The sequence below is a fragment of the Conexibacter sp. SYSU D00693 genome (assembly GCF_017084525.1).
Taxonomy (GTDB): Bacteria; Actinomycetota; Thermoleophilia; order Solirubrobacterales; family Solirubrobacteraceae; genus Baekduia.
Window position 1 is genome coordinate 2,297,581 of the sequence record NZ_CP070950.1, and the last position, 23,999, is coordinate 2,321,579.

Annotated in this window: 24 protein-coding genes; 8 read left to right on the forward strand and 16 right to left on the reverse strand. The window is 76.0% G+C overall.

The window, feature by feature from the left end:
* Positions 1 to 135 precede the first annotated feature (135 nt).
* From JUB12_RS11435 to JUB12_RS11445, 3 genes are all read left to right on the forward strand, one after another.
* Positions 136 to 318: a hypothetical protein gene (locus tag JUB12_RS11435; protein ID WP_205695531.1), complete on the forward strand. Its 183-nt coding sequence runs from the start codon at positions 136 to 138 to the stop codon at positions 316 to 318.
* A gap of 61 nt (positions 319 to 379) precedes the next feature.
* The gene (locus JUB12_RS11440; RefSeq protein ID WP_205695532.1) at positions 380 to 559 is read left to right on the forward strand and encodes a hypothetical protein; all 180 of its coding nucleotides are present in this window, start codon (positions 380 to 382) and stop codon (positions 557 to 559) included.
* 71 nt (positions 560 to 630) lie between these two features.
* Positions 631 to 2,385 carry an ABC transporter ATP-binding protein gene (locus JUB12_RS11445; RefSeq protein ID WP_205695533.1) on the forward strand — a complete coding sequence of 585 codons (1,755 nt, stop codon included), beginning with the start codon at positions 631 to 633 and terminating at the stop codon, positions 2,383 to 2,385.
* On the opposite strand, the gene JUB12_RS11450 is transcribed toward JUB12_RS11445, so the two are convergent.
* From JUB12_RS11450 to JUB12_RS11505, 12 genes are all read right to left on the reverse strand, one after another.
* On the reverse strand, positions 2,310 to 2,966 hold the full coding sequence (locus tag JUB12_RS11450; protein ID WP_205695534.1) for a response regulator transcription factor: 657 nt from the start codon (positions 2,964 to 2,966) through the stop codon (positions 2,310 to 2,312). The two genes, JUB12_RS11445 and JUB12_RS11450, sit on opposite strands and share 76 nt — an antisense overlap.
* A 2-nt stretch (positions 2,967 to 2,968) precedes the next feature.
* Positions 2,969 to 4,027 carry an ABC transporter permease gene (locus tag JUB12_RS11455; RefSeq protein ID WP_205695535.1) on the reverse strand — a complete coding sequence of 353 codons (1,059 nt, stop codon included), beginning with the start codon at positions 4,025 to 4,027 and terminating at the stop codon, positions 2,969 to 2,971.
* Entirely contained in the window at positions 4,024 to 4,899 is an 876-nt protein-coding gene (locus JUB12_RS11460) for an ABC transporter ATP-binding protein (protein ID WP_205695536.1), read from the reverse strand. The genes JUB12_RS11455 and JUB12_RS11460 overlap by 4 nt, the downstream gene beginning before the upstream one ends.
* A gap of 207 nt (positions 4,900 to 5,106) precedes the next feature.
* Positions 5,107 to 5,493, reverse strand: coding sequence for a chemotaxis protein CheW (locus JUB12_RS11465; protein ID WP_205695537.1), 387 nt, complete (start codon positions 5,491 to 5,493; stop codon positions 5,107 to 5,109).
* On the reverse strand, positions 5,490 to 6,671 hold the full coding sequence (locus JUB12_RS11470) for a protein-glutamate O-methyltransferase CheR (RefSeq protein ID WP_205695538.1): 1,182 nt from the start codon (positions 6,669 to 6,671) through the stop codon (positions 5,490 to 5,492). The genes JUB12_RS11465 and JUB12_RS11470 overlap by 4 nt, the downstream gene beginning before the upstream one ends.
* On the reverse strand, positions 6,668 to 7,699 hold the full coding sequence (locus tag JUB12_RS11475; protein WP_205695539.1) for a chemotaxis protein CheB: 1,032 nt from the start codon (positions 7,697 to 7,699) through the stop codon (positions 6,668 to 6,670). Before JUB12_RS11475 ends, JUB12_RS11470 begins: the two co-directional genes overlap by 4 nt.
* Complete coding sequence (locus JUB12_RS11480) at positions 7,696 to 9,753, reverse strand: response regulator (protein ID WP_205695540.1); 2,058 nt, start codon at positions 9,751 to 9,753, stop codon at positions 7,696 to 7,698. Before JUB12_RS11480 ends, JUB12_RS11475 begins: the two co-directional genes overlap by 4 nt.
* Positions 9,750 to 10,205 (reverse strand): chemotaxis protein CheW, encoded by a 456-nt coding sequence (locus JUB12_RS11485; protein WP_205695541.1) that lies wholly within the window; start codon positions 10,203 to 10,205, stop codon positions 9,750 to 9,752. Before JUB12_RS11485 ends, JUB12_RS11480 begins: the two co-directional genes overlap by 4 nt.
* 6 nt (positions 10,206 to 10,211) lie before the next feature.
* The gene (locus tag JUB12_RS11490; protein ID WP_205695542.1) at positions 10,212 to 12,152 is read right to left on the reverse strand and encodes a methyl-accepting chemotaxis protein; all 1,941 of its coding nucleotides are present in this window, start codon (positions 12,150 to 12,152) and stop codon (positions 10,212 to 10,214) included.
* A 56-nt stretch (positions 12,153 to 12,208) separates the two neighbouring features.
* On the reverse strand, positions 12,209 to 12,595 hold the full coding sequence (locus JUB12_RS11495; protein WP_205695543.1) for a helix-turn-helix transcriptional regulator: 387 nt from the start codon (positions 12,593 to 12,595) through the stop codon (positions 12,209 to 12,211).
* A gap of 74 nt (positions 12,596 to 12,669) precedes the next feature.
* Entirely contained in the window at positions 12,670 to 13,617 is a 948-nt protein-coding gene (locus JUB12_RS11500) for a type I phosphomannose isomerase catalytic subunit (protein WP_205695544.1), read from the reverse strand.
* A gap of 9 nt (positions 13,618 to 13,626) precedes the next feature.
* Positions 13,627 to 13,899 carry an MGMT family protein gene (locus JUB12_RS11505; protein WP_205695545.1) on the reverse strand — a complete coding sequence of 91 codons (273 nt, stop codon included), beginning with the start codon at positions 13,897 to 13,899 and terminating at the stop codon, positions 13,627 to 13,629.
* Between the two features lie 28 nt (positions 13,900 to 13,927).
* Here JUB12_RS11505 and JUB12_RS11510 point away from each other — a divergent pair, with 28 nt between their 5' ends.
* On the forward strand, positions 13,928 to 14,839 hold the full coding sequence (locus tag JUB12_RS11510) for a P1 family peptidase (RefSeq protein WP_205695546.1): 912 nt from the start codon (positions 13,928 to 13,930) through the stop codon (positions 14,837 to 14,839).
* Positions 14,840 to 14,865: 26 nt separating this feature from the next.
* Here JUB12_RS11510 and JUB12_RS11515 read toward each other — a convergent pair whose 3' ends face one another.
* Positions 14,866 to 15,612, reverse strand: coding sequence for an SDR family NAD(P)-dependent oxidoreductase (locus tag JUB12_RS11515; protein WP_205695547.1), 747 nt, complete (start codon positions 15,610 to 15,612; stop codon positions 14,866 to 14,868).
* Positions 15,613 to 15,752: 140 nt separating this feature from the next.
* On the opposite strand from JUB12_RS11515, the gene JUB12_RS11520 reads away from it, so the two are divergent.
* Positions 15,753 to 16,772 (forward strand): transglycosylase family protein, encoded by a 1,020-nt coding sequence (locus JUB12_RS11520; protein ID WP_205695548.1) that lies wholly within the window; start codon positions 15,753 to 15,755, stop codon positions 16,770 to 16,772.
* 138 nt (positions 16,773 to 16,910) lie between these two features.
* On the opposite strand, the gene JUB12_RS11525 is transcribed toward JUB12_RS11520, so the two are convergent.
* Genes JUB12_RS11525 through JUB12_RS11535 form a run of 3 tightly spaced genes read right to left on the reverse strand, consistent with a single transcriptional unit; the run spans position 16,911 to position 21,003 of the window.
* A complete protein-coding gene (locus tag JUB12_RS11525; protein ID WP_205695549.1) occupies positions 16,911 to 17,852 on the reverse strand; it encodes a fatty acid desaturase in 942 nt (313 codons plus the stop codon).
* A 41-nt stretch (positions 17,853 to 17,893) separates the two neighbouring features.
* Positions 17,894 to 19,387 (reverse strand): NAD(P)/FAD-dependent oxidoreductase, encoded by a 1,494-nt coding sequence (locus JUB12_RS11530; RefSeq protein WP_205695550.1) that lies wholly within the window; start codon positions 19,385 to 19,387, stop codon positions 17,894 to 17,896.
* A complete protein-coding gene (locus JUB12_RS11535; RefSeq protein WP_205695551.1) occupies positions 19,384 to 21,003 on the reverse strand; it encodes a GMC family oxidoreductase in 1,620 nt (539 codons plus the stop codon). Before JUB12_RS11535 ends, JUB12_RS11530 begins: the two co-directional genes overlap by 4 nt.
* 140 nt (positions 21,004 to 21,143) lie before the next feature.
* Here JUB12_RS11535 and JUB12_RS11540 point away from each other — a divergent pair, with 140 nt between their 5' ends.
* From JUB12_RS11540 to JUB12_RS11550, 3 genes are all read left to right on the forward strand, one after another.
* A complete protein-coding gene (locus JUB12_RS11540; protein ID WP_205695552.1) occupies positions 21,144 to 21,935 on the forward strand; it encodes an SDR family oxidoreductase in 792 nt (263 codons plus the stop codon).
* A 96-nt stretch (positions 21,936 to 22,031) separates the two neighbouring features.
* A complete protein-coding gene (locus JUB12_RS11545; RefSeq protein ID WP_205695553.1) occupies positions 22,032 to 22,628 on the forward strand; it encodes a prepilin-type N-terminal cleavage/methylation domain-containing protein in 597 nt (198 codons plus the stop codon).
* Entirely contained in the window at positions 22,619 to 23,968 is a 1,350-nt protein-coding gene (locus JUB12_RS11550; protein WP_205695554.1) for a prepilin-type N-terminal cleavage/methylation domain-containing protein, read from the forward strand. Before JUB12_RS11545 ends, JUB12_RS11550 begins: the two co-directional genes overlap by 10 nt.
* The last annotated feature ends 31 nt before the right edge of the window (positions 23,969 to 23,999 follow it).

Below are 23,999 nucleotides of genomic sequence, written 5' to 3' on the forward strand. Positions count from 1 at the left end.
CCCGAGCTTCACCCGTGCGGGTGATCCTCGGCGCCGGGAGGGCATCGAGACCGCCCACGTCCGCCACTCTGGAGTGTGCAAGCACCACCACGAACCCGAGAGCGCCAAGCGCTCGGAGAGGAGTGAAGGAGCCCCATGCAGACCCTCATGGACAAGGTCAACCGCGATCCCCGTCTCGACGTCGTCGGCGTCGACGACCGCGCGTCGCGCACGCTGGTCGAGCCGGAGACGAGCCCCGTCCTGGCGACCCCGGCCATCGCCGCCGGCGTCGGCCTGTTCGCCGCGGGCGTCGCGGTCGAGGAGGCGGCGGACAACTAGTCCGCGCCCTCCCGCGACGAACGCAGAGACCCGGAAAGACCCAGAGAGGAGCCTCACCCAGATGACCAGCATCACCGACCGCATCAACGACGACGTGCGCCTCGAGGGCGTCTCCGTCGACGACCAGGAGGCCCAGGCCTTCCTGACGTCGGAGACCGTCCCCGTCCTCGCGACCCCCGCGGTCGCGGGCGCCGTCACGCTCGTCGCCGCCGGCGCCGCCTACGGCCAGGCGATCGACTGAGCGACCAGCTCGCACCCGCGGCGGGCGCCCCTCGGCGCCCGCCGGCGCGGGAGCTCACGCTCGGCGAGACCGTGCGCGAGCTCCGCGCGTACCTGGGCGGGAACGTCGCCGCACTCACGTGCGGCGGCGTCCTGCTCGTCCTGGCCTCGGTGCTCGGGCTGCTGCAGCCCCTCGGCGCCCGCTGGGTCCTCGACCGGCTCGCCGCCGGCGACGGCCTGCTCGCGCCGATCCTCGTGCTGTGCGGCCTGGTGGTCTGCGCGACCGCCGCGCTGGGGGTCGGGACCTTCCTCATGCTCCGCAGCGCGGAGGCCGTCGTCCTCGCTGGACGGCTGGGGCTGGTGCGCCGCATCCTGCGCCTGACCATGGGCGCCATGGGCCGGCAGGCGCCCGGCGACCTGCTCGCGCGGGTGACGGGCGACACGACGCTGCTGCGCGCGATCACCGTGCAGGCCGCGACGCAGGCGCTCATGGGGGCCACCACGCTCGGTGGCGCGCTCGTGCTGATGGGCGTCGTCGACCTCGTCCTGCTGGCCACCGTCCTGACCGTGGTGCTCGCCCTCGGCGGCGCGATGCTCCTCGTGCTCCCGCGCGTGCGCCGCGCGGCCGCCGAGACGCAGGAGGCGGTCGGCGAGGTCGGCAGCCGCCTCGAGCGCGCGCTCGGCGCCTTCGTCCTCGTCAAGAGCTCGGGCACCGAGGAGCGCGAGCTCGCGCGCATCGGCGCCGCCGCCGAGGACGCGCGCCGCGGCGGCACGCGGCTGGCGGGCTGGACCGCCCTCGCCGGGTCGGCCAGCGGCATCGCCTCGCAGGTGACCTTCCTCGTGGTCCTCGCCGTCGGCGGGCTGCGCGTCCAGGCGGGCGCGATGAGCGCCAGCGACCTCATCGCCTTCCTGCTCTACGTCTTCTTCCTCACCGCCCCCGTGCTGCAGCTCATCAACGCCAGCACCTACTTCCAGGCCGGCCGCGCCGCCCTCGGGCGGATCTCCGCGGTGCAGGACCTGGAGGCCGAGGACCCTGGCGCCCCGACCCCTCCCGCGCGGCGCTGGTGGTCCTCGCGCCCCGCGTCCGTGCGCCTCGAGGACGTGCGCTTCACCTACCCCGGCGCGCGGGAGCCGGCGCTGGACGGCCTCGACCTCGACGTCCCCGCCGGTGGCCTCACCGCCCTCGTCGGCTCGTCGGGCGCGGGCAAGTCGACGCTCTTCGCGCTGCTGCAGCGCTTCCACCATCCCGACGAGGGCCGCGTCCTGGTCGACGGGCGCGACGCGCGCACGTGGCCGCTGGCCGACCTGCGGGCGACGACCGCCTACGTCGACCAGCGCGCGCCGGTCATGGCGGGGACGCTGCGCGAGAACCTGACCTACGCCGTGCCGGAGGCCACGGACGCCGACGTGCGCGACGCCGTCGCCGCCTGCCGCCTCGAGTCGGTGCTCGAGCGCCTCGGCGGCGACCTCGACGCGGAGGTCGCCAGCGCCGGCAGCTCGCTGTCGGGCGGCGAGCGCCAGCGCATCGCCGTGGCCCGCGCGCTGCTCCAGCGCCCGCGGCTGCTGCTGCTCGACGAGGTCACCTCGCAGCTCGACGCGGCCAACGAGGCGGCGCTGCGCGACGTGGTCGCCGAGGTGGCGCGGCGCACGACGGTGCTCGTCGCGGCCCACCGGCTGTCGACGATCCGCCAGGCCGACCGCATCGTCGTCCTCCAGGACGGCCGCGTGCGGGCCACCGGCACGCACGCGGAGCTCGCGGCCGTCGACGCGCTCTACCGGGAGTTCACGGCGACCGCCGCCGGCTCCCGCGCGGGCAGCGACGGCGGCGTCCCGACGTCGCCGAGGTAGAGGGCGATCGCCTCGCCGCGCGAGTTGACGCCGAGCTTGCGGTAGATCTTGCGCAGGTGCGTCTTCACGGTGTCCTCGGACACCACGAACTGCCCGGCGATCGCCTTGTTGCTGAGGCCCTGCGACAGCGCGCGCAGCACCTCGTGCTCGCGGCGGGTGAGGACGCCGGCCGGCCCCGCGAAGGCCTCGTCGATCGGCGCGGGCGCGGGCCGCGGCGTGGCGCGCAGCAGCTGGGTGAGCGCGCGGCGCAGCTGGCGCGGCGAGCTGTGCAGCGGCAGGAAGACGACGTCGCGCCGGCGGCGGCGCGTCGCGTGCGCGAGCACCTGGTAGCCGGCGCCGGGCAGGAGGACCAGCGCACGGCAGCCGGCGGGCAGCTCGCCGAGCTCCTCGAGCACCTGCTCGCCGCTGGCCGCGCACGGCGCGGCGAGGACCAGCCGCGCGCCCTTGCGCCGGACGACGCGCGCGACGGCGGCCGGGTCGTCGAGCTCGGCCACCACCTCGAGCGGCGGCGTGGAGCCGATCCGCGACAGGCCGGTGCGCAGGACGTAGCTCTCGCTCACCACGACGACCGGCTGGACCACGGTCAGAGCTCCCGGCGCGTCGCGATGCGCGCGAGCACGGCGTAGCCGGCCACCGCCCACACGGCGATCACCGCCCAGGCCGCGGCCCCGGCGTCGAACGGCCGCTCGGCCGACAGGGCGTCGCCCATCAGCCGCGTGGCCTGGCTGAAGGGCAGGAGGTCGAGCACCGTCGCGAACCAGCCGGTCTCCACGAAGAAGACGGCCAGGGCGAGGCCGAGCAGCGGGATGAGCGCGAAGCCGCCGTAGGTGTTGATCGCGTTGGCGTTGGCGACGAGCAGGCCGAGCAGCAGGCCGAAGCCCACGAGGCTCACGACCAGGCCGACGTTGGCGGCGACGAAGAGGACGGGGTCCTCGACGTCCAGGCTCGTCAGCACGACGGAGAGGACCACCCCCACGGCGGTGTAGACCACCCCCGCCACCGCCTTGGCGGTCAGGACCTCCGGACCGGTCGCGGCGAGGCGCAGTGCGCCAAAGGTGCCCGTCTCGAGCTCCTCGGCCATCTGCATCGGCACGACCATCATCGCCACGAAGGTCGCCAGCAGGAGGATCGCGATCAGGACGGTGAACGCCCGCTGGCCCACGACGTCGATCGGGTCGCGATCGGCCAGGCGCAGCGCCGAGACCTGCACGTCGGTCGCGGGCGGCCGGCCCGTCGCGCGCGCCAGCGCGTCGGGCACCAGCGCGACGACCGACTGCGCCGTCGGGCTCGCGTCCGGGGGGACGAGGACCTGGGCGGTGGGCCGTCGCCCCTCGCGCACGACGACGGCGAACTCGGCGTCGTCGTCGCGCACGAGCCGCTCGGCGGCCTCGCGCGAGGAGGCGTTGCGCAGCTCGAGCTCGACGCTGCGCCCGGCCGCTCGCTGGAGCTCCCGCGAGACCCCCACGTCCGCCCGGTCGACCATCGCCACCTCGGCGGTGGGCAGCTCGTCCTGGTCGTCGGTCGTGGCGTTGTAGAAGATCGCCATCGCGATCGGCAGGAGGAGCAGGACGAGCACGCGGCCGTCGCGGACCGCGTCCTGCAGGTCCTTGAGGAGGATCGCGACGACGCGCCGGGCGCTCATGCCGCGGCCTCCTCGCCGGCGTCGTCGCCCGGCTCGTGCAGCGTGCGGCCGGCGAGCTGGATGAAGACGTCGGCCAGCGTCGGCTCGCGCGTGTGCAGCGTGCGCACGCGCCTGGCGGCCAGCAGCTGCTGCAGCCTCGCGACCGCGACGTCGTCGTCGAGGCGCAGGCGCTGCTGGCTGCCGTCGTCGAGGACGACGTCGGCCTCCGGCACGCCGCCGATGCCGAGCTTCAGCGCGCGCGGTGTGTCGAGCGCGACGACCTTGCCGTCCGCGAGGAAGGCGACGCGGTCGCAGAGGTCGTCGGCCTCGTGCATGTCGTGCGTGGTGAGGAAGATCGAGGACCCGCCCTGGGACAGCTCGCGGATGAGGTCGTGCAGGTCGCGGGCCGACTGCGGGTCCAGCCCTCGGGTGGGCTCGTCGAGGAACAGGACGCGCGGGTGGTTGAGCAGCGCGCGAGCCAGCAGGAGGCGCTGGCGCATGCCGGTCGAGAAGGTCTTGGCCTTGCGGTCGGCGGCGTGCGTGAGGCGCACGCGCTCGAGGACCTCGTCGCCCCGGGACCGCGGCAGGTCGTAGAGCTTGCAGAAGAGCGTGAGGTTCTCGCGCGCGGTCGCCCGGCCGTAGAGCGTGGGCGACTCGGCGACGAGGTTGATCTGGGCGCGCACGGCCTCGAGCTCGCCCGGGAGCTCGTGGCCCAGGACGCGGGCATGGCCCGAGGTCGGGCGGGCGCGCCCGGTGAGGATCCGGATGCAGGTCGACTTGCCGGCGCCGTTGTGGCCGAGGAGGCCGAAGACCTCACCGGGCGCGGCGGCGAAGGAGATGCCGTCCAGCGCGTGGACGTCGCCGTAGTGCTTGGCCAGCTCCTCGACCTCCACGGCGGGCTGCTCTGCGGCGCTGATGGCGGGTGCTCCTTCGCGGTCGTCGGTGGTGGGCGGCCGGGCCGAGGGCGGTGCTCGTCCTCCTTCCCGCGACCCCTGTCGCAGTACGCACGAATCCCCTCCTTCGGGGGGTGCAGTGTGAACGGCGGCTCTGCCAGTGAGAGAAGCGCTGGATTCCGGTGCGCGAACCTGGCGCGCAGACGCTCACGCCAGGACGGCGGCGAGGCGCTCCGGGTCGAGCACCATGACCGCCCCGTGGATGGTCTGCGCGCTCGCCGTCACCAGCGGCTCGGCCTGGCCCGCGGGCGGCGGGCCGAGCGCGTCGTCGGGGACGCGGACCACCTCGGCGACGCGACCGACGAGGACCCCGAAGCGCCGGCCGGCGGCCTCGAGGACGACGACGTGCTCGCCGTCGGCGGCCAGGACGTCGAGGACCGGGAGGCCGAGGCGGTCGGGGCGCAGCACGCCGGCCACGCCGGGGCGCGGGCTGGGCAGGTCGACGAGGCCGACCGGCTCGAGGACCGCCCGGGTCGCCTCGGCCGGCAGCGCGAAGCGCTGCTCGCCCTGGTGGACCACGACCAGCGCCCTCACCCGTCGTCCTCCAGCTTGGCCGCGAGCATCCGCTCGAGCTCCTCGACGCGGTAGCCGCCCAGCGCGCCGGCGACGCCGCGGGGCTCGGTGCGCCGCAGCGCGGCCCGCGCGGCGCGGAAGGCCCTGGTCGCGCCGGCGTCGCCCGCCGCCTCGAGGGCCAGGCCGAGGTGGAGGTGGCCCAGCACGCCGTCCGGGTCGAGGTAGACCACCCGCCGGAACGCCCCGACCGCCTCGTCGGTGCGCCCGGCGGCGAGCGCCTCCTGGCCTGCGGCATCCAGCGCCGCCGCGTCGGGCGCGGGCGGCAGTGCCGGTGGCCCCGGACCGCGGCGTCGAGGCGGGGCGGCCGAGGGCTGCCGGGGTACCGGCGGCCGCGGGCTCGGCGCGGGCGTCGAGGGCCGCGCCAGGTCGCGCCGGTAGACGAACCCAGGGCCCAGCGGCACCAGGCGGAAGCGCGTCGTCAGGTGCAGGAGCGACTCGGCCGCGCCGGCGACGAGCAGCGCCCCGGGCGCCAGCCAGTCGTGCAGCCGGTCGAGGAAGCCGCGGGTCGCGTCGGGGTCGAGGTAGATGAGGACGTTGCGGCAGAGGACGAGCCCCGCGCCCTGCGCCTCGAGCGGCGGCGGGTCGGTCGCGAGGTTGTGCTGGGCCAGGACGACGTGGTCGCGCAGCTGCGCCACCACGCGGGAGGCGCCGTCGCTCGCCGGCTCGAGGAACCTCGCGCGGCGCTCGGCGGACAGGCCGCGCAGCCGGCGCTCGGGGTACGTCGCGCCGCGGGCGCGTCGCAGGGCGGCCGACGAGACGTCGGTGCCGACCACGCGCCAGCCGCGGCGGCCCGACTCGGCCAGCAGCATGGCCAGGCTGTAGGGCTCGTGGCCGTCGGCGCACCCCGCGCTCCACACGACCACCGGGTCGTCGAGGCGTGGCAGCACCTCGTCGCGCAGGGCGTCGAAGACGGCGGGGTCGCGGAAGAAGCTCGTCTCCTGGAGCGTCGCGCCGTCGACCAGCGCCTGCAGCAGCTCGCGCTCCTGCGCCGCGCGCGCGACGAGCTCGGCCTCGGCCAGCCCGCGCCGCGCGCCCTCCTGGGCCAGCGCCTCGCGCAGGCGGTCGCGGCCGTGGGCGTCGAGCGCCAGGCCGCTGCGGTCGCGCAGCAGCGCCGCGGCGTCGTCGAGCGCCTCGGTCACCGGCCCCCGGCGGCGATCGCCGCGATCGACCGGCCGATCTGCTCGAGGCCCATCACGCGCTCGGCGGCGCCGAGGTCGCGGGCGGCGCGGGGCATGCCGTCCACGGTCGCCGACTCGCCGTCCTGCGCGAAGGTCCGCCCGCCCGCCTGCCTGATGGCCAGGAGCCCGCGCGCGCCGTCGTCGCCCATGCCCGTGAGCACGGCGCCGACCGCCGCCGGGCCGGCGTGCGCCGCCACCGAGCTGAGCAGCTCGTCCGCCGAGGGCCGCGACAGCAGCTCGGGCTCGGGGTCGAGCTCGAGGGTCCGCCCCGGCCCGAGCCGCAGGTGCGTGTCCGCGGGGGCGACGTAGACGACCCCGGGGCGCGCCGCCTCGCGGTGGCCGGGCACCGTCACCGGCATGAGCGTCGTCTCCTGCAGCCAGCGGGCGAAGCTCTCGACGAACTCCGCGTGGATGTGCTGGACGACGAGCACCGGCGCCCCGACGCCCCGCAGCTCGGCCACGACGGTCCGCAGCGCCCCGGGACCGCCGGTCGACGCCGCGAGCGCGATGACCGGCAGGTCGGTGACGCGCGCGGTCGGGACGGGGGCGGTCGCCCGGGGCCGACGCACCATCGGCACGCCGCTCAGCACGCGCACGCGGCGGCGCAGCGTCTCGGCCGCCGCACCGTCGCCGGCCGACGCCTTGGGCAGGACGTCGATGGCCCCGGCGTCGAGCGCGACCAGCGCCTCGCCGGACTCGCGCGACGGGGTGTGGACCGAGAGGACGAGGATGGGGGTCGGCCGCTCGGCCATGATCGTCCGGATCGCCTCGACGCCGCCGAGCTCGGACGTGATGCCGCCGGGCAGCTCGAGGTCCATCGTCACGAGCTGCGGCCTGTGGGTGCGCACCGCCTCGAGCGCGCCCGGGACGTCGGCGGCCTCGGCCACCACGGTGATCTGCCCGGTCGCCTGGAGCACGGCGACGATGTGCGCGCGCTGGACCGGAGAGTCCTCGACGACGACGACGCGCGTCGGCGGTGCGGTGCTCATGCCGGGAGGTCCTCGGTCCCGAGCATCCGGCCCACCCAGCCGAGCAGGGTCGGCTCATCGAAGGCCTGCTTGACGATGTAGCCGTCGGCGCCCGCCTCGAGGCCGCGGCGCCGGTCGGCCTCGTCGTCGCGCGAGCTGACGATGAGGACGGGCATCCCGGCGAGGTCCGCCCGCCCCCGGATCATCTCGACGAGGCCGAAGCCGTCGAGGCGCGGCATCTCGACGTCGGTGAGCACGAGGTCGGGCCGCTCGCGGTCCAGCACGCGCAGGGCGGCCTCGCCGTCCTCGGCCAGCAGGACCGCGTAGCCGGCGCGCTCGAGGATCGCGCGCTGGAGCTCGCGCACGGTGAGCGCGTCGTCGACGACCAGGACGGTCGCACCGGCCGCGGCCCGCGACGGTGCCGCGTCGGCGGGCGTGCTCGGTGCGGCGGGCGCGCGGAGGGCGCCGGCCCGGGCGGCCAGGGCCACGGGGTCGAGCACGAGCAGGACCGACCCGTCGGCGTCGATGCTGGCGCCGGCGACCAGCTCGACGCGCCCGAGCGCCCGGCCGAGCTCCTGCACCGTCACGTCGCGCTGGCCGAGGAGCGCGTCGACGCGCAGCGCGAGCCGCCGGCCGCCGGTCGCGAGGACGACGGCCTGCGCGCTGGCGCCGCTGGGCGCCGCGCCCACCGCATCGTGCAGTTCGGCCACCGGGACGACGTCGCCGCCCACCCAGACGGCGCGCCCGCCCTCGAGGCCGACCAGCGCGTCGGCGGACGCCTCGACGACGGTGCTCACGGCGTGCGACGGGATGGCGTAGCGCTCGCCGCCGGTCGCGACGAGCAGGCAGCGCACGACGGCGAGCGTCACGGGGACGGTCAGCGTGAAGGTCGTCCCGCGACCCGGCTCGCCCGCGGCGCGGACCGTCCCGCGGACGCGCTGCAGCGCGGTGCGCACGGCGTCCAGGCCGACACCCCGGCCCGACAGGTCGGTCACCGCGGTCGCGGTCGACACGCCGGGCTCGAAGAGGCGCTCCACCACCGCGGCATCGGACAGGCCGGCCGCGCCGGGCAGCCGGGCCCGCAGCGCGTCGGGGTCCAGGCCGCGGCCGTCGTCGCGCACCTCGACGACGAGGTCCGCCCCGCGGCGGCGGGCGGCGATCCGCAGGGTCCCGGACGGCGCCTTGCCGGCGGCGACGCGCTCGCCGGGGGGCTCGATGCCGTGGTCGACGGCGTTGCGCACGAGGTGCAGCAGCGGCTCGCGCAGCGCGTCGAGGACCCCGCGGTCGAGCTCGACGCCCTCGCCGTCCAGTGCGTAGTCGACCTCCTTGCCGGTGGCCCGCGCGACGTCGCGCACCCCGCGGCGCAGCGGCTCGGCGATGCGCTCGAAGGTCACCATCCGCGCCTGGAGCGTCTGGCGCTGCAGGGCGCCGAGCGCCCGCTCGAGGTCGACGAGCGCGGCGTCGACCTCCGGGTCCGTGGCGTGCTCGCCGAGGGCGGCGGCGAGGCGCAGGCGGGCGGTGCGGCCCTCGCCGGCCAGGCGCACGAGGCGGTCCAGGCGCGAGAGCGGGACGGCGATCGTCTCCTCGCCGCCGTGGTCCGGGGCGGCGGGCGGATCGGGCTCGGGGTCGTCGGGCCCCGGTGCCGCGAGCGGGGGCGCGGCGGGCGGTGGCGCGGCCGCCGGCGGCATCGCCGTGCCCTCCAGGACGGCGCGCACGCGTGCGGCGGCGGCGTCGGGCGCCGGCCCCGGGTCGGCGCCGGTCATGAGCCGCGGGATGGCCTCGCGCACGGCGTCGACCGTGTCGAGCACCGCGTCGACGACCGCCGTCGTCGGGTCGATCGTGCCGGAGCGCACCGCCTGCAGGAGGTCCTCGAGGGCGTGCGCGGTGCGCGCGATCGGATGCAGCTCGACGAGCGCGGCCGAGCCCTTGAGCGTGTGGGCGGCGCGGAACAGCGAGGCGACGAGCTCCGCGTCGTCCGGGCGGTCCTCGAGCTCGAGCGCGCCCTGCGACAGGCGCTCGAGCAGGACCGTCGCCTCCTGGTCGAAGAGCGCGCGGAGGTCGAGCTCGTCGGTCACGCCGCAGCCTCGAGGGCCAGCGCGTCGACGTCGAGCAGCGTGGCGACGAGGCCGTCGCCCACCGCGTGGCGGTGCGTCCCGACGGCGAGCGCCGAAGCCCCGACCTCCGGGCCGAGGACGACGTGCCGCGGCTGCGCCCGCGCGGCGAGCGCGACCCGTCCCGGCGCCGCCTCGACCACGACGGCGAACGGCGCGCCGCCGACCGGCGCGACCCCCGCGGCGATGCCCGTGTCGAGCACCGGCACCACCTCGCCGCGGACGTTGAGCACCCCGAGCACGGCCGGCGGCGCGTCGGGCACGCGCGTGACGTCCGGCGCCTCGACCACGACCCGCACGTCCTCGAGGCGCAGGGCGTGGTGGTCGTCGCCAACCTCGAGCACGAGCGCGGCCGGACCGGCCGGGGCGACCGGCGCGCGGGTCGCGAGCGGCTCGAAGGGCTCGAGGATCGGCACGCCGCGCTACGCCTCGTCGGCGTGCACGCCCGCCCGGCCCGGAGCGCCGTTGGCGCCCGGCGGCCCAGCCGGTCCGAGCGGTGCCGGGACGATCGGCGTGTGCTTGTCGGACCGCGCCTGCGCGCGCGTGCGGAACGTCGCCGCGGCACGGTCGAGGTCCGCCGCGAGGCGCGCGATCTGCGTCGACGAGCCCGCGATCTGCTGGGCTGCGGCGGCGGCCTGGCGGCTCGTGGCCGTCACCGACGACATGGCCTGGACGACCTGCTCGGTGGCCAGCCGCTGCTCGTCGGTCGTGTAGCGCACCTGGCTCACGGCGTCGGCGACCTGCTCCATGAGCTCCAGGCCGTCGCGCATCCGCTTCGAGCCGCTGTCCATCGCCATGACCGTCGCGTTCGTGGCGTCCTGCGTCGCGCCCACGATGTCGGCGATCTTCTGCGCCTCGGCCTTCGAGCGCTCGGCGAGGCGGCGGACCTCGTCGGCGACGACGGAGAACCCGGCACCGGCCTCGCCCGCGCGCGCCGCCTCGATCGCGGCGTTGAGGGCGAGGAGGTTCGTGCGGTCGGCGATCTCGTTGATGAGCCCGAGGATCTGCCCGATCTCGGCCGTGCGCTGGGCCAGCGCGAGCGTCCGCTCCGACGAGGCCTGGATGTCGGTGTCGGCCGCGTGCAGCGCCGACCGCGTGTCCGTCGCGCGCTGCTCGACGCCCGAGACGCTGTCGGCGATCGACTGCGTGGTCGTCGAGAGCTCCTGCATGGTCGACGAGGTCTCCGTCGCCGACGACGACTGCTGCGTCGTGGTCGTCGCGAGCTCCTGGGCGCTCGAGGAGAGCTGCGCGGCGGAGCTCGCGAGGTCGTGGCCGGCGGCGCGCAGCTGGCCCGCCAGCCGCTCGAGGCTCTCGACCATCGCGTTGAACGACTCGCCGAGCTGGCGCAGCTCGCTCGCGCCGCCGGGCTCGACGTGGGCGGTGAGGTCGCCCGACGCGACGCGCCGGGCCATCTCGGCCAGCGCCGAGACCGGGCGGACGGTGTGACGCGCGAAGAGGACGGCGAAGGCGCCGACGAGCAGCGACCCGAGCAGGCCGACGAGGATCGCCAGGTTGCGCTGGTCGTCGATGGCGGCGAAGGCCTCGGAGGTGTCCTGGCGCACGTCGGCCGACCATCCGACGCGCCTCGCGGGCGCGTAGCCGCCGACCGCCTCGTTGCCCGTCGAGGCCCGGAAGCGCAGGGTGCCGGTCTGCCCGGCGAGCGCCCGGCCCGGAGCGCCGGTCGTCGACCGGTCGGCGAGCGGGTCGCGGGCCGCCATCTCGACGGGGCTGCGGGGCTGGCCGAGCCCGGTGCGCCACAGCAGCCGCCCGCCGGGGACGCGGATGACGGCCTCGCCCGTCTCCCCCAGCCGGAAGCTCGAGACGAGTCCGGCGAACACGGTCTCGTCGAGGTCGCCGAGGAGGACGCGCCGGATGCGTCCGGAGCGGTCGCGCACGGGCTGGGCGAGGACGGTGCGCAGCGTCCCCTGCGCGCGCCGGGTCAGCGAGTGGGTCTCGGCGCCACGGGCGGCGGCGGCGAAGAACGGGTCGGCCGGGCCGCCGAGGGGCTCGCGGGTCGTGCCCCCGACGTACCGGCCCCGGAGGTCGACGAGCTGCAGCGCCTCGAAGTCGACGCGCACGTCGACCGGGATGCGGTCCTCGCGGACCTCGCCCCGGCCCAGGAGGTCGGCGATCGCGCGCAGGTCGTTGCGCCGCTCGCCGAAGCGCACGTCGATGCGCTGGGACAGCGTGACCGCCGCGTTGCGCAGGCCCGCGCGCGCCGCCTCGTCGAGGCTGTCGCTCGCGTTGCGCACCAGCAGGACCGAGAGGACGGCGGCCAGCGGCAGGAAGCTGAGCACCATGCCCAGCACGAGACGGACCGCGAAGCGGTCCAGCAGCCGTCGGTGCGCGGGCGCAGGCGCCACGGAGGCCGAGCCTACCCACCGTGCGAGAGGCCCAGCACCGGGCCCCGGGCGTCGCCCTAGGCGGCGACGGCCCAGGCGGTGGTGCGCTGCGCGTCGCGGAACGCGCTCGGCCCGGCGCCGTGGTGGCGGCGGAAGGCCTTGGCGAACTGCGCAGGCTGGCGGTACCCGACGCGGTGGGCGATCGCGCGGACGGTCATCGGGGTGTCGCGCAGGAGGTCGGCGGCGCGCTCCATGCGGCGACCCGTGAGCTCGTCGCGGAACGTCGTGCCGTGGTCCTCCATGACCCGCTGCACCTGCCGCCGGCTCGCGAAGACCTCACGGCCGACCTCCTCGACGCTCAGCTCGCTCTCGTCGAGGCGGTCGTCCAGGACGCTGCAGACCTGGGCGAAGAGCTCGCGCCGGCGCTGGACGGTGGAGGTGCGGTGCTGCTCGAAGGTCGCCATGCCTGTTCTACGGCGCCCGGACGCCGGCGGATCACAGCATGTTGAACAGCAGCGCACATCCTGTGCGCGTCGGGTCACGGGCCGAGGAGGATGCGCAGCACCGTCGCTCGCTCGCCGGCGGGCGCCACGTCGGGGTCCTCGGCGTCGGCGGGCACGAGGACGAACGTCCCGGGAAGGTGCTCGTCTGCGCCCGTGCGCACGGGCGCGTCGAGCCCGCAGACCACGGCGCACTCCCCCGCCGGCGCGGCCCTGCGCGGGCCGTCGAGCACCAGGCGGTCGACCTCGAACAGCGCGTGGTGCACGAGCGCCTCGCCGTCGGGCCGGACCGGGGACGGCTCGGCGTCGTCGAAGTCGATGGAGGCCAGGGACTCGTCGACGTGCAGCTCGCGCGGGGCGCCGTCGAGGCCGGGCCGGTCGAAGTCGAAGACGCGGTAGGTCGTGTCGGAGTTCTGCTGGACCTCGGCGATGACGTTGCCGGCGCCGATCGCGTGGACCCGGCCGGAGGGCAGGAGCATCGCCATGCCGGGCGCGGTCCCGACGCGGTGCAGCAGCGCCGAGACGTCGTCGCCGTCGCGCAGCGCCTGCTCGAAGGCCTCGCGGGTGACGCCCTCGCGCAGGCCGACGAGGAGGTGCGCGTCGCCCTCGGTGGCCAGCACGACCCACATCTCGGTCTTCGGCTCGCCTCCGAGGCGGCAGGCGACGTCGGCGGGCGGGTGGACCTGCACCGACAGCGTCTCGACGCAGTCCAGGAGCTTGACCAGGAGGGGGAAGCGCTCCCCCGCGTCCCGGGCGCGGGTGCCGAACAGGCGCTCGCGGTCCGGCCCGCGCCACAGCTCGCCGAGCGTCGTCCCGGTCAACGGCCCGGTGGCGACGACGGACTGGGCCTCCGGACGGTCCACGAGCTCCCAGCTCTCGCCGATCGTCGCCCCGTCGGGCAGCGCTTTGCCGAAGAGCTCCTGCAGGCGGCGACCGCCCCAGACGCGCTCCATGAACAGCGGCTCGAAGGTCAGCGGGGCCGTCACGGGCGGGCCCTACCCGAGCGCCTCGGGCGCGATCCGCGCCCGGCGCACGTCCACCCGCGCGCCGCGAAACGGCACGCCCTCCTCGCGCAGCCGCGCGGCCTGGCGCTCGCCCTTGGGCAGCGAGCCGTCGGCGCGGACGATCCGCCACCACGGCACGGCCTCGGCCGTGTCGTGCAGGACGCGGCCGGCGTGGCGCGGAGCGCCGGGCGCGAGGTCGCCGTAGGTCGCCACGAACCCCTCGGGCACGCGGCGCACGCGGGCGAGGACCTGGTCGTCGGGCACAGGCGCAGCATGCCGTAGCGTGCGGTCCGTGGCCGACCTCGAGCTGCCCGCCGGCGTCCTCGCCGGCCACTGGACCGCCGAGGACGGCCTCACCGGCTGCTCGGTCGTGCTCGTCCCCGACGGCGCCACGGGCGGCGTCGAGGTGCGCGGCGGCGGGCCGGGGACCCGGGAGACCGACGTGCTGGCGCCGTCGAGCATGCCGCGCGACGTCCACGGCGTCGTCCTGTCGGGCGGCAGCGCGTTCGGGCTGGCCACGGGCGACGGCGTCGTCGCGTGGCTCGAGGAGCGCGGCCACGGCCACCTGACGCGCGCGGGCGTGCGGGTGCCGCTCGTGGCGGGCGCCGTCGTCTTCGACCGCAGCGCGCTGGAGCCGGGCCGCCGGCCCGGAGCCGCGGAGGGCCGGACGGCGTGCGACGCCGCCGGGCCGGCGGTGCCCGCGCGGGGTCGCGTCGGCGCCGGCGCGTCGACCGCCGCGGGCAAGCTCGCCGACCCCGGCAGCTGGGCGTGGACCGGCTTCGGCGCGGCCACCGAGCGGATCGGCGGAGCGCTGGTCACCGCGCTCGCGGTCGCCAACCCGGTGGGCGACGTCCTCGACGCCGACGGCTCCCTGCTCGCGGCCGGCCGGCGCGACGGCGAGCTCGTGCGCACCGCCGACCTCCTGCGGGCGGCCGCCGCGGCGCCGCCCCCGCCCACGCGGGAGAACACCGTCCTCGTCGTGGTCTGCACCGACGCGCGCGTGGACCGCACCGGCGCGTGGCTCGTCGCCCGCGCCGCCTCCGCCGGCGTCGCCCGCGCCGTCGATCCCGTCGCGACGTCCTACGACGGCGACGTCGCCTTCTGCCTCAGCACCGGCACCGTCGAGGTCGACCCGTTCGCCCTCGGAGCCGCCGCGGCGTGGGCCGCCGCCGACGCCGTCCGGGACGCCGCCCGCAGCGCCTGAGGGTGAACGGTGCCAGGCACCGTGCGTCAGACGCGGGGTCCCGGGATGCCGCGGAAGCCGAAGGGCGCGGGCTCGCGGCCGGCCTGGACGAACCAGCACTCGCCGGACATGTCGCCGGTGAAGAGCGTCAGGACCGCGGCGGCGACGTCCTGCGCGGGGATGATCGGGAAGCCCGCCTCGATGAGGTCCTCGCGCATGCCGGCGATGATCTGGGACTCGGCGAAGCCCGGGCAGACGGCGTTGAAGCGGATGCCCTCGCCCTCGAGCGCCGGGCCCAGCGAGCGGGCGAGGCCGACGACCGCGTGCTTGTTGGCGGTGTAGACCGGGTCCATCGGCAGGCCGGTGAGGCCGGCCAGCGACGCGGTCGCGACGATCGCCCCGCCGCCGCGCTCCCGCAGCGCCGGGACGACGGCGTGCGTCCCGAACACCACGCCGTCGAGGTTGATGCCCATGACCTTGCGATAGCGCTCGAGGTCGAAGCCGTCGACCACGCCCACGCCGCTCGACACGCCCGCGTTGAGGTACGCGAGGTCCACCCCGCCCGCGCGCTCGACCGCGAAGTCGACCATCGCGTGGTTGGCGTCGAAGTCGGCGACGTCGGTGGCGACGAAGTGCCCGCCGACCTCCTCGGCGACCGCCCGGCCGCCCGTCTCGTCGACGTCGGCGACGACGACCACCGCGCCCGCCTCGGCCAGCGCGAGCGCGGTCGCGCGGCCCAGCCCGCTCGCGCCGCCGGTGACGATCGCGACCTTGTCGCGCAGGTCCGTGCTCATGGCGGCGCAGCCTACGGCGCCGCCGGCTCGGCGCGACAGCGGCGCTGCAGCGCCCGCGCCTGCAACGCGCGTTGCGGGCGCCGGGCGGTCGCGCGCCTACCGTGCGCGCCCCTGCGCGGGTGCGTCCCGCGCTGCGCCGCATGCCGCCTGCCGTCCGCTCGCCTCGCCTCGTCCTGCTCGCCGTGCTGCTGCTCGGCGCGCTGGCTGCCGCCGCCCTGACCCCCCGGCTCGCCGCCGGTCAGGACGAGGGGTCGCTGCGCAACCGCATCGAGCGCAGCAAGGACCGCGAGGGTGCGCTGGCCGGCGCCGCCGCGCGGCTGGGCCGCCTCGAGCGCGCCGTCGCCAAGGACGTCGCCGTGCTGCAGCGCCGGCTCGCCGACGTCGAGGCCGAGCTCGCCCGCTCCCGCGCCCGCCTCGCGCGCACCGAGACCGCCTTCGACGAGCAGCGCGACCGCCTCGCCCGCACCCGCAAGCGCCTCGGGCAGGCGCGCGGGCGCCTCGCCGAGGTCCTGCGCGGCCGCTACACGACGGTGCGCCCCGACGTCGTCGGCGTCGTGCTGCACGCCCACGGCTTCCGCGACCTCCTCGAGCGCTTCGAGTTCCTGGACCGCGTGCGCGACGCGAACGCCTCGATCGTCCGCGACGTCCGCGGCGCCCGCGACGACGCCAAGCAGCGGACCACGGCGCTGCGGCGCCTCGTCGTCCGCCGCCGCGCCGCCGAGCAGGCCGTGCAGGCCCAGCGCGACGCCCTCGCCCGGATGCGCACCGCGCTGGCCGCCCGCCAGGCCGCGCTGCGCGAGGCGCGCGCCGCCCGCCTCGCGGCCCTGCGCGCGACCCGCGGCGACCGCCGCCGCGCCCAGCGCACGCTCGACCGCCTCCTCGCCGCCCGCGCCCGCGCCGCGCGCGCCACCGGGCCCGGGGGCCCCTGGGCGATCCCGTGGCCGATCGTCGAGTGCGAGTCCGGCGGCCAGAACCTGCCGCCGAACTTCGCCGGCGCCTCGGGCTACTACCAGTTCATGCCGGAGACCTGGCGCGGCCTGGGCGGCTCCACGCCGCACGCCTACCAGGCCCCCAAGGCCGAGCAGGACCGCCTCGCCGCCCGCCTGTGGGCCGGCGGTGCCGGCGCGCACAACTGGGTGTGCGCGTCGCTGGTCGGCTAGACCCAACGCGCCACCCCGTCATCGAGTGGCGGATTCTCCGCTCCCCAGGCGGAACATCCGCCAACGGATGACGGGCGCGCCCTGAGCGACGCGCGCGCCCTGAGGGACGCGCGCGCCGCCCGAACGCGGCGACGCCGGCTAGACCAGCTCGCGCTCGCGCTCGGAGGGCGCGGGCGCGGTCGGGCCCGCCACGACCCGCTCGTCGCGCCCGATGGCCTTCGCCGCCTGGCGCTCCGGCGAGATCCGCACGACGTCCTTCGCGAGCCCGACCTTCTCCATCGCGGTGATGATCGCCGCCGAGACGTCGACCTCGTACCAGCGCATGCCGTGGTGGGCCGAGCGCGGGAAGGCGTGGTGGTTGTGGTGCCAGGACTCGCCCAGCGACGGGATCGCCAGCCAGCCGACGTTGGTCGACCGGTCCTCGATGTCGAAGCGCCGGCCGCCGAAGAAGTGGCAGATCGAGTTGACCGACCACGTCACGTGGTGCACGAGGAAGATGCGCACGAGCCCGCCCCAGACGTAGCCGCGCACGGCGCCCTCGAGCGTCCAGCCGTGCAGTGCGAAGCCCAGCAGCGTCGGGATGAGCAGCGAGACGAGGACGAGCTTCGGGAACGCGCGGCCGATGCGGCGCATCGCCGGATCGTCGTAGAGGTCGCGGGCGTAGCGCTTCCAGTCGGCCTGGCCCTGGGTCTCCAGCAGCCAGCCGGTGTGCGCGTGCCAGAGCCCCTTGAGGCCGCTGCCGTGGCCGACGTGCGGCGAGTGCGGGTCGCCCTCCACGTCGGTGTGCGCGTGGTGCTTGCGGTGGTCGGCGACCCAGTCCATGACCGAGCCCTGCACCGACAGCGAGCCCAGGACCGCGAAGGTGCGCTCGAGCCACGGCGCCGTGGAGAACGAGCGGTGGGTGAGCAGGCGGTGGAAGCCGATCGTCACGCCCAGCGCCGTGGCGAGGTACATCACGGCCATGATCGCCAGGTCGGTCGCGTCGACCCACGAGTTCCACAGCAGGGCGATCGCCGCCACGACGCCCACGAAGGGCACGACGACGCCGGCGAGGTTCGCGTAGCGCTCGGTGCGAGACATGCCTCAGAGCTTGCCTCGCACCAACGCTCGCATCTTGTGCCCTACGGTGCGCGGACCAGGTCCTTCTTCAGAGCTTCGCTATGAAGACGGAGCTCCTGGTACTGCACCGGGTCGAGCTCGCGCGTCGCCTTGACGTACTCGGCCATGAAGCCCGGCCAGTTGTTGACGATGCGACCCGTCCCGTCCTGGCGGTACCAGCTCCTGCACTGGGTCCAGACGGTGTCCTTGAGACGGTCCTGGACCTCGACGTCCGACGTCCGCAGGACCTCCGGGCGCAGGTCGAGCGCCGTCGCGCCGGTCGCCCGCAGCCGCCGCAGGGCGCTCATGACGTACCGGACCTGCGCCTCGATCATCACGATGATCGACCCGACGCCGAGGTTCGTGTTGGGCCCGTACATGAGGAACATGTTCGGGAAGCCCGCGACCGTCAGGCCCAGATGCGCGTGCGGCCCGCCGCCCGCGTCCCAGACCTCCTGGAGCTCGCGGCCCTCGACGCCGTGGACGTGCATCGGCAGGACGAACGCGTCGGCGTCGAAGCCCGTGCCCCAGATGATCGTGTCGACCTCCCGCTCGACGCCGTCCTCGGTCAGCACGCCGCGCGGCGTGATCCGCGCGATGCGGTCGGTCACGAGTTCGACGTCCGGCCGCCCGAGCGCCGGCAGGTAGTACGACGAGAACAGGATCCGCTTGCAGCCGATGGGGTAGTCCGGCCACGTCTTGCGGCGCAGCTCCGGGTCGCGGACCTGGAGGCGCATGAACGCGGCCGACCACGCCCACAGCATCCGGCGCAGCGGCGGCGCCTTGGTCAGCGCGAGGATGCAGAGCTCCATGAACGCCTCCATGCCCAGGCGGCGCGCGGACTGCAGGCCGGGCACGTTCGCGATGAGCGACCGCACGAGCTTCGGGTAGCGCGGGTTGCGCCGCGGCAGCATGTACGGCGCCGTGCGCTGGTAGACGTCGAGGTGCGCGGCCTCCTCGGCGACCGGCGGCACGAACTGCACCGCGCTGGCCCCCGTGCCGACCACCGCGACGCGCTTGCCGCGCAGGTCGTGGTCGTGGTCCCACTCGGCCGAGTGGAACTCGTGGCCCTCGAAGGTGTCGCGACCGGGGATCGACGGCCACCGCGGCCGGCTCAGCTGCCCGCAGGCGACGACCAGCGCGTCGGCCTCCACGCGCTCACCCCCCTCGACGGTGAGCGTCCAGCGCAGCTGCGTGTCGTCCCACCGCGCGTCGACGACCTCGCAGCCGAAGCGCACCTTGTCCAGGACGCGGTGCTTGCGCGCGGTGTCGTCGATGTAGCGCAGGATCTCCTCCTGCGGGGAGCACGGCTGGGTCCAGTCTCGCCGCTGCTCGTAGGAGTACGAGTAGAGGTAGGACGGGACGTCGCACGCGGCACCCGGGTAGGTGTTGTGGTGCCAGACGCCGCCGATGCCGTCCGAGCGCTCGAGCACGACGTACTCGTGGACGCCCTCCTCCTCGAGGGCGATGGCGGTCCCGATCCCGCTGAAGCCGGCCCCGACGATCGCGACCTTCACGAAGGGGCCCCGGCCATGGCCGCGGCCACACGCCCCGGGGCCTCCTTGCCGAGCACGAGGTCGGCGGCCTTCTCGGCGATCATGATCGTCGGCGCGTTCGTGTTGCCGCCGGTGATGACCGGCATGACCGAGGCGTCGGCGACGCGCAGGCCGTCGACGCCCTTGACGCGCAGCTGCGCGTCGACCACGGCCTCGTCGCCCGAGCCCATCTTGCAGGTGCCCACCGGGTGGTAGATGAGCATGAGGCGGCGGCGGATGTCGGCCTCGAGGTCCTCGCGCGTCGTCGCGTCCGGGCCCGGCTTGATCTCGCGCACGACGACGTCCTTGAGCGGGCTCTGCGACGCGATCTCGCGCGCCAGCTCGACGCCCGCGACCATCGACGCCAGGTCCTCCGGCTCCGACAGCGAGTTCGTGAGGATCCGCGGCTTGGCCGTCGGGTCGCTCGAGCGCAGCCAGACGCGCCCGCGCGCCTTCGGGCTGACGAGCACCGGCGCGATGACGACGGCGTGGCCGTCGAACGTCTCGCGGCCGTGGTCCTCGAAGTACGCGGCGCCCATGTGGTACTGGATGTCCGCGGCCGGGAGGCCCGGGCGGGTGCGCACGAACGCGCAGACCTCGGCCACCGTGGACGAGAGCGGGCCGGTGCGGCGCAGCGCCCACTCCGCGAGGTTCTTCGGCTTGTCGGCGCCGTAGAGCGTCTGCTCGTCGGACACCTCGAAGAGGCAGGTCAGGAACGGGTGGTCCTGCAGGTTCTGGCCGACGCCGTCGAGCTCGTGGCGGACCTGGATGCCGACCTCGCCGAGGTGGTCGGCCGGCCCGATGCCCGACAGCATGAGGATCTGCGGCGAGCCGATGGCGCCCGCCGAGAGGATGACCTCCGCGGTGGCGTGGACGACCTGCTCGCGCCCGCGCTTGTCGCGGTAGCGCACGCCGGTCGCGCGGTCCCCGGAGAGCTCGACGCCGAGGACGGTCGCGTTGGTGATCACCTGGAGGTTGTCGCGGTGCATGACGGGCTTGAGGAACGCGTCGGCCGTCGACCACCGCCGGCCGTTGCGCTGGGTGACCTGGAACATCGAGACGCCGTCCTGCTCGGGCCCGTTGTAGTCGGGGACCTGCGGGATGCCGGCGGCGACGCTCGACTCGATGAAGCGCCGGTTGATCTGACGCGGCGAGCGCTGCTCGGAGACGAAGAGCTCGCCGTGGGCGCCGTGGAACTCGCTGGCGCCGCGCACGTTGCCCTCGGAGCGCAGGAAGTACGGCAGGACGTCGTCCCAGCCCCATCCCTCGGCGCCCTCGGCCTCCCAGAGCGCGTAGTCCAGCGGCCGGCCGCGGACGTAGAGCATCGCGTTCATCGAGCTGCAGCCGCCCAGGCTCTTGCCCCGCGGGATGTAGAGCGAGCGCCCGTCGACGTGCGGCTCGGGCTCGGTCGCGAAGTTCCAGTCGAGCTTCGTCTCGAACTGGTTGGCGAACGCGGCCGGGATCTTGATGTTCGGGTGGGAGTCCTTGCCGCCGGCCTCCAGGAGGACGACGCGGTTGCCCGGGTCGGCGCTGAGGCGGTTGGCCAGGACGCAGCCGGCGGAGCCGGCACCGACGATCACGTAGTCCGCGCTTGACATGGTGTCCACTGTGCCACACGGCTGCGGGGCCGCGTCAACGGGCCAGCGCACACCCGAAGGCTCGCGGACTGTGCCGAGAGCATGATCCGGCGCGCCCGCGGCGGTTTCGCCGTGCGGGCGCCCGGACACCCAAGCGGCCGATGAGCCTCCCCGCTCCGGACCCGTCCGCCGTCGCCCTGGTCACCGGCGCGTCGTCGGGCCTCGGTGCCGAGTTCGCCCGCCAGCTCGGCGCGGCGGGCCACGGCGTCGCGCTCGTCGCCCGCCGGGCCGAGCGCCTCGAGCAGCTCGCCGCCGAGGTGCGCGAGGCCCACGGCGTGCGCGCCGAGGTGCTCGAGTGCGACCTCACCGACCCGCCGGCGCGCGCCGGCCTGCCCGGCCGGCTCGACGCGCTGGGGCTGCGCGCCGACGTCCTGGTCAACAACGCCGGCTTCGCCACCGGCGGGCCGTTCCACGAGTCCGACCTCGACCAGGAGCTCCAGCAGGTGCGCCTGCTGTGCGAGGCGCCCGTGGACCTCATGGGCCGCTTCCTGCCGGCGATGGTGGCGCGCGGCGCGGGCTGTGTCATCAACGTCGCCTCGACGGCGGGCATGCAGCCGCTGCCCAACTCCGCGGGCTACGGCGCGGCCAAGGCCCACCTGCTGTCGCTCTCGGAGGCGGTGCACGCGGAGGTGCGCAAGCACGCCGTGACGATCACCGCGCTGTGCCCGGGGCCGGTGCGCACCGAGCTCTTCGACAAGACCGACCACCCCGTCGAGATGGCGCCGGGCTTCGCGTGGAAGGACAGCGACGAGGTCGTCGCCGCCGCGCTCGACGGCGCCCGGCGCGGCAAGCGCGTCGTGGTGCCCGGCGCGGTCATCCGTGCCGCGGTGCCGGTCTCCCGCTTCGCGCCCCGCGCCGTCTCGCTCCCGCTCTTCGAGCGCTTCTTCCGCTAGGCAGCCTCCCCAAGATCGTGAGGGGCGCTGGACGTTCGTCCGGGTGGGGGTCCCCCAAGTTGAGGAGGGGCGTCGGGTCGCCGAGACGGCTCGTGGATGCCCCTCGTCGCCCGCCAGGACGGCTTCACCCTCGTCGAGACCATGGTCTCGATGGTCGTGGGCCTGGCCGTGCTCTTCGCGGTCCTCCTCCTCGTGGACCTGGCGCCGGGCCAGGCCGCAGCCGTGGACGGGCGGGTCACCGCGGTCGGCGACGTCGACCTCGTCGTCGACCGCGTGCAGGACGACGTCCGCCAGACCTACGCGGTGCTGCCGTGGCCGGGGGCGGGCGGCACGGCGTCCAACCAGCTCCAGCTCAAGGTCGTCACGCGCAACGCGGACGGCTCGATGTCGCCCCACACGATCGTGTGGGACTGCACGAAGCCGGGGGCCCGACCGGGCACGAAGGCGTGCACCCGCCAGGACGTCACGACGAGCGCGAAGGCCACCCACCTCGGCTCGTTCCGGATGCCGGCCGGCGGCGCCTTCCTCGTCCTGCCGCCCGGTGCGGGCGCGGCAGCGCTGCCCAGCGTGCGTGTCCGGCTCGCCGAGCCCGTGACCGGCCGCACCGCGACCGTCGACCTCGCCTCGGGCGCCACGCCGCGCACCTGCCAGGCCGCCCAGCTCACCGCCGCCAAGGAGTGCCCGTGGCCGTAGTCCTGCGCCGCCTGCGCCGCGACCAGGCGGGCTTCACCCTCCTGGAGGTCCTCGCCGCGATGGTCGTCCTGGCCGTCGGCGTGCTGCCCGCGATGGAGGTCTTCACCCGCGGACACCAGACCGCGTCGACCGCCCAGAACGTCCAGGTCGCCTCGAACGTCGCGACGGAGGCCATCGAGGAGCTCCGCGCGCTGCCCTACGCCAAGCTCGCCGCGGGCGCGATCCGCCAGGTGGCGACGCCCGGGGGCGTCGAGGGCCCAGGCCGCCTGGGCGCCGGGACCTACGCGATGCCCGCGACCGACCAGGAGCCGGCGCACGACGAGCCGCTGGTGCCCGCCTCGACCGACGCGTCCGCGCCGCCCTCCTACGAGCGCGTGACCGTCAAGACCGACGAGGGGGCGCGCACGGTCGACGTCTGGCGGGTCGCCTCGTTCCGCACCGAGTCCTGCCCCGTGCTCGACCTCAGCGCGCTGCTGGCCCGGATCGGCCCGATGCGCGACGCGATCGCCGCGCTCCTGTCCACCTCGGGCGGGGCGCTGGGCGAGCTCGTCGGAGCCGACGGGACCGGCGGGCTGCTGGGCAAGGTCGTCACCGACACGCAGGGCGCGCAGGCCAAGCTCACCGGCCTGGTCATGAACCTCCTCGGCGCGCTGGTCGGCCAGAAGACGCAGGCCGCGCTCCAGGCGTCGCTGACCGCCGTGCAGGGCGGCACCGCGCCGCTGCGCGCCTCGCTCGCGACGCTGCGCGCGTCGCTGGCGAGCTTCGCCGCGAAGCTCGCCGAGCTGCAGACGCGGCTGTCGGGCGACGGGGCCCTGGGCGGCAAGGTCCTCGACCTCTGCCAGCTGCCCGACGACGGCGCGCTGCCGGACCTGCGCGACCTCGCGACGGTCCACGACGCGCTCGGGCCGCTCACCACCCAGCTCGAGGGGCTGCTGTCGGGGACCTCGAGCCTCAGCGCGAAGGTGACGTCGCTGTCGACCTCGCTGGGCAACGTCGTCGGCGGCCTGCTCGGCGGGCTGCTGTCCACGATCTCGGGCCAGGCCGACGCGGTCAGCTCGGCCGCGCAGGCGCTCGGCCTCCCGGTCTCGCTCTCGCTCACGGCGGCGGGCGGCGACCAGGTGTCCGCCACGCCGCGCAGCGGCGCGCTGGACCTCGCGACGCTCGTCGACCGCCAGCTCGGCCGCACGGGCGACCTGCTCTCGCTGCTGACGACGGGCAACGCGCGCAACACCGTGCGCGTGACGGTCGCGGTCCGCGTCGTCGGCTCGCGCGACACCGGCCCGCAGCGCCCGATCTGGGTGTCCACGGTGATCACGAACCCGGGGGCCCACGTCCTGTGAGCGCGCGCCGGCTGCGGGCCCAGGACGGGTT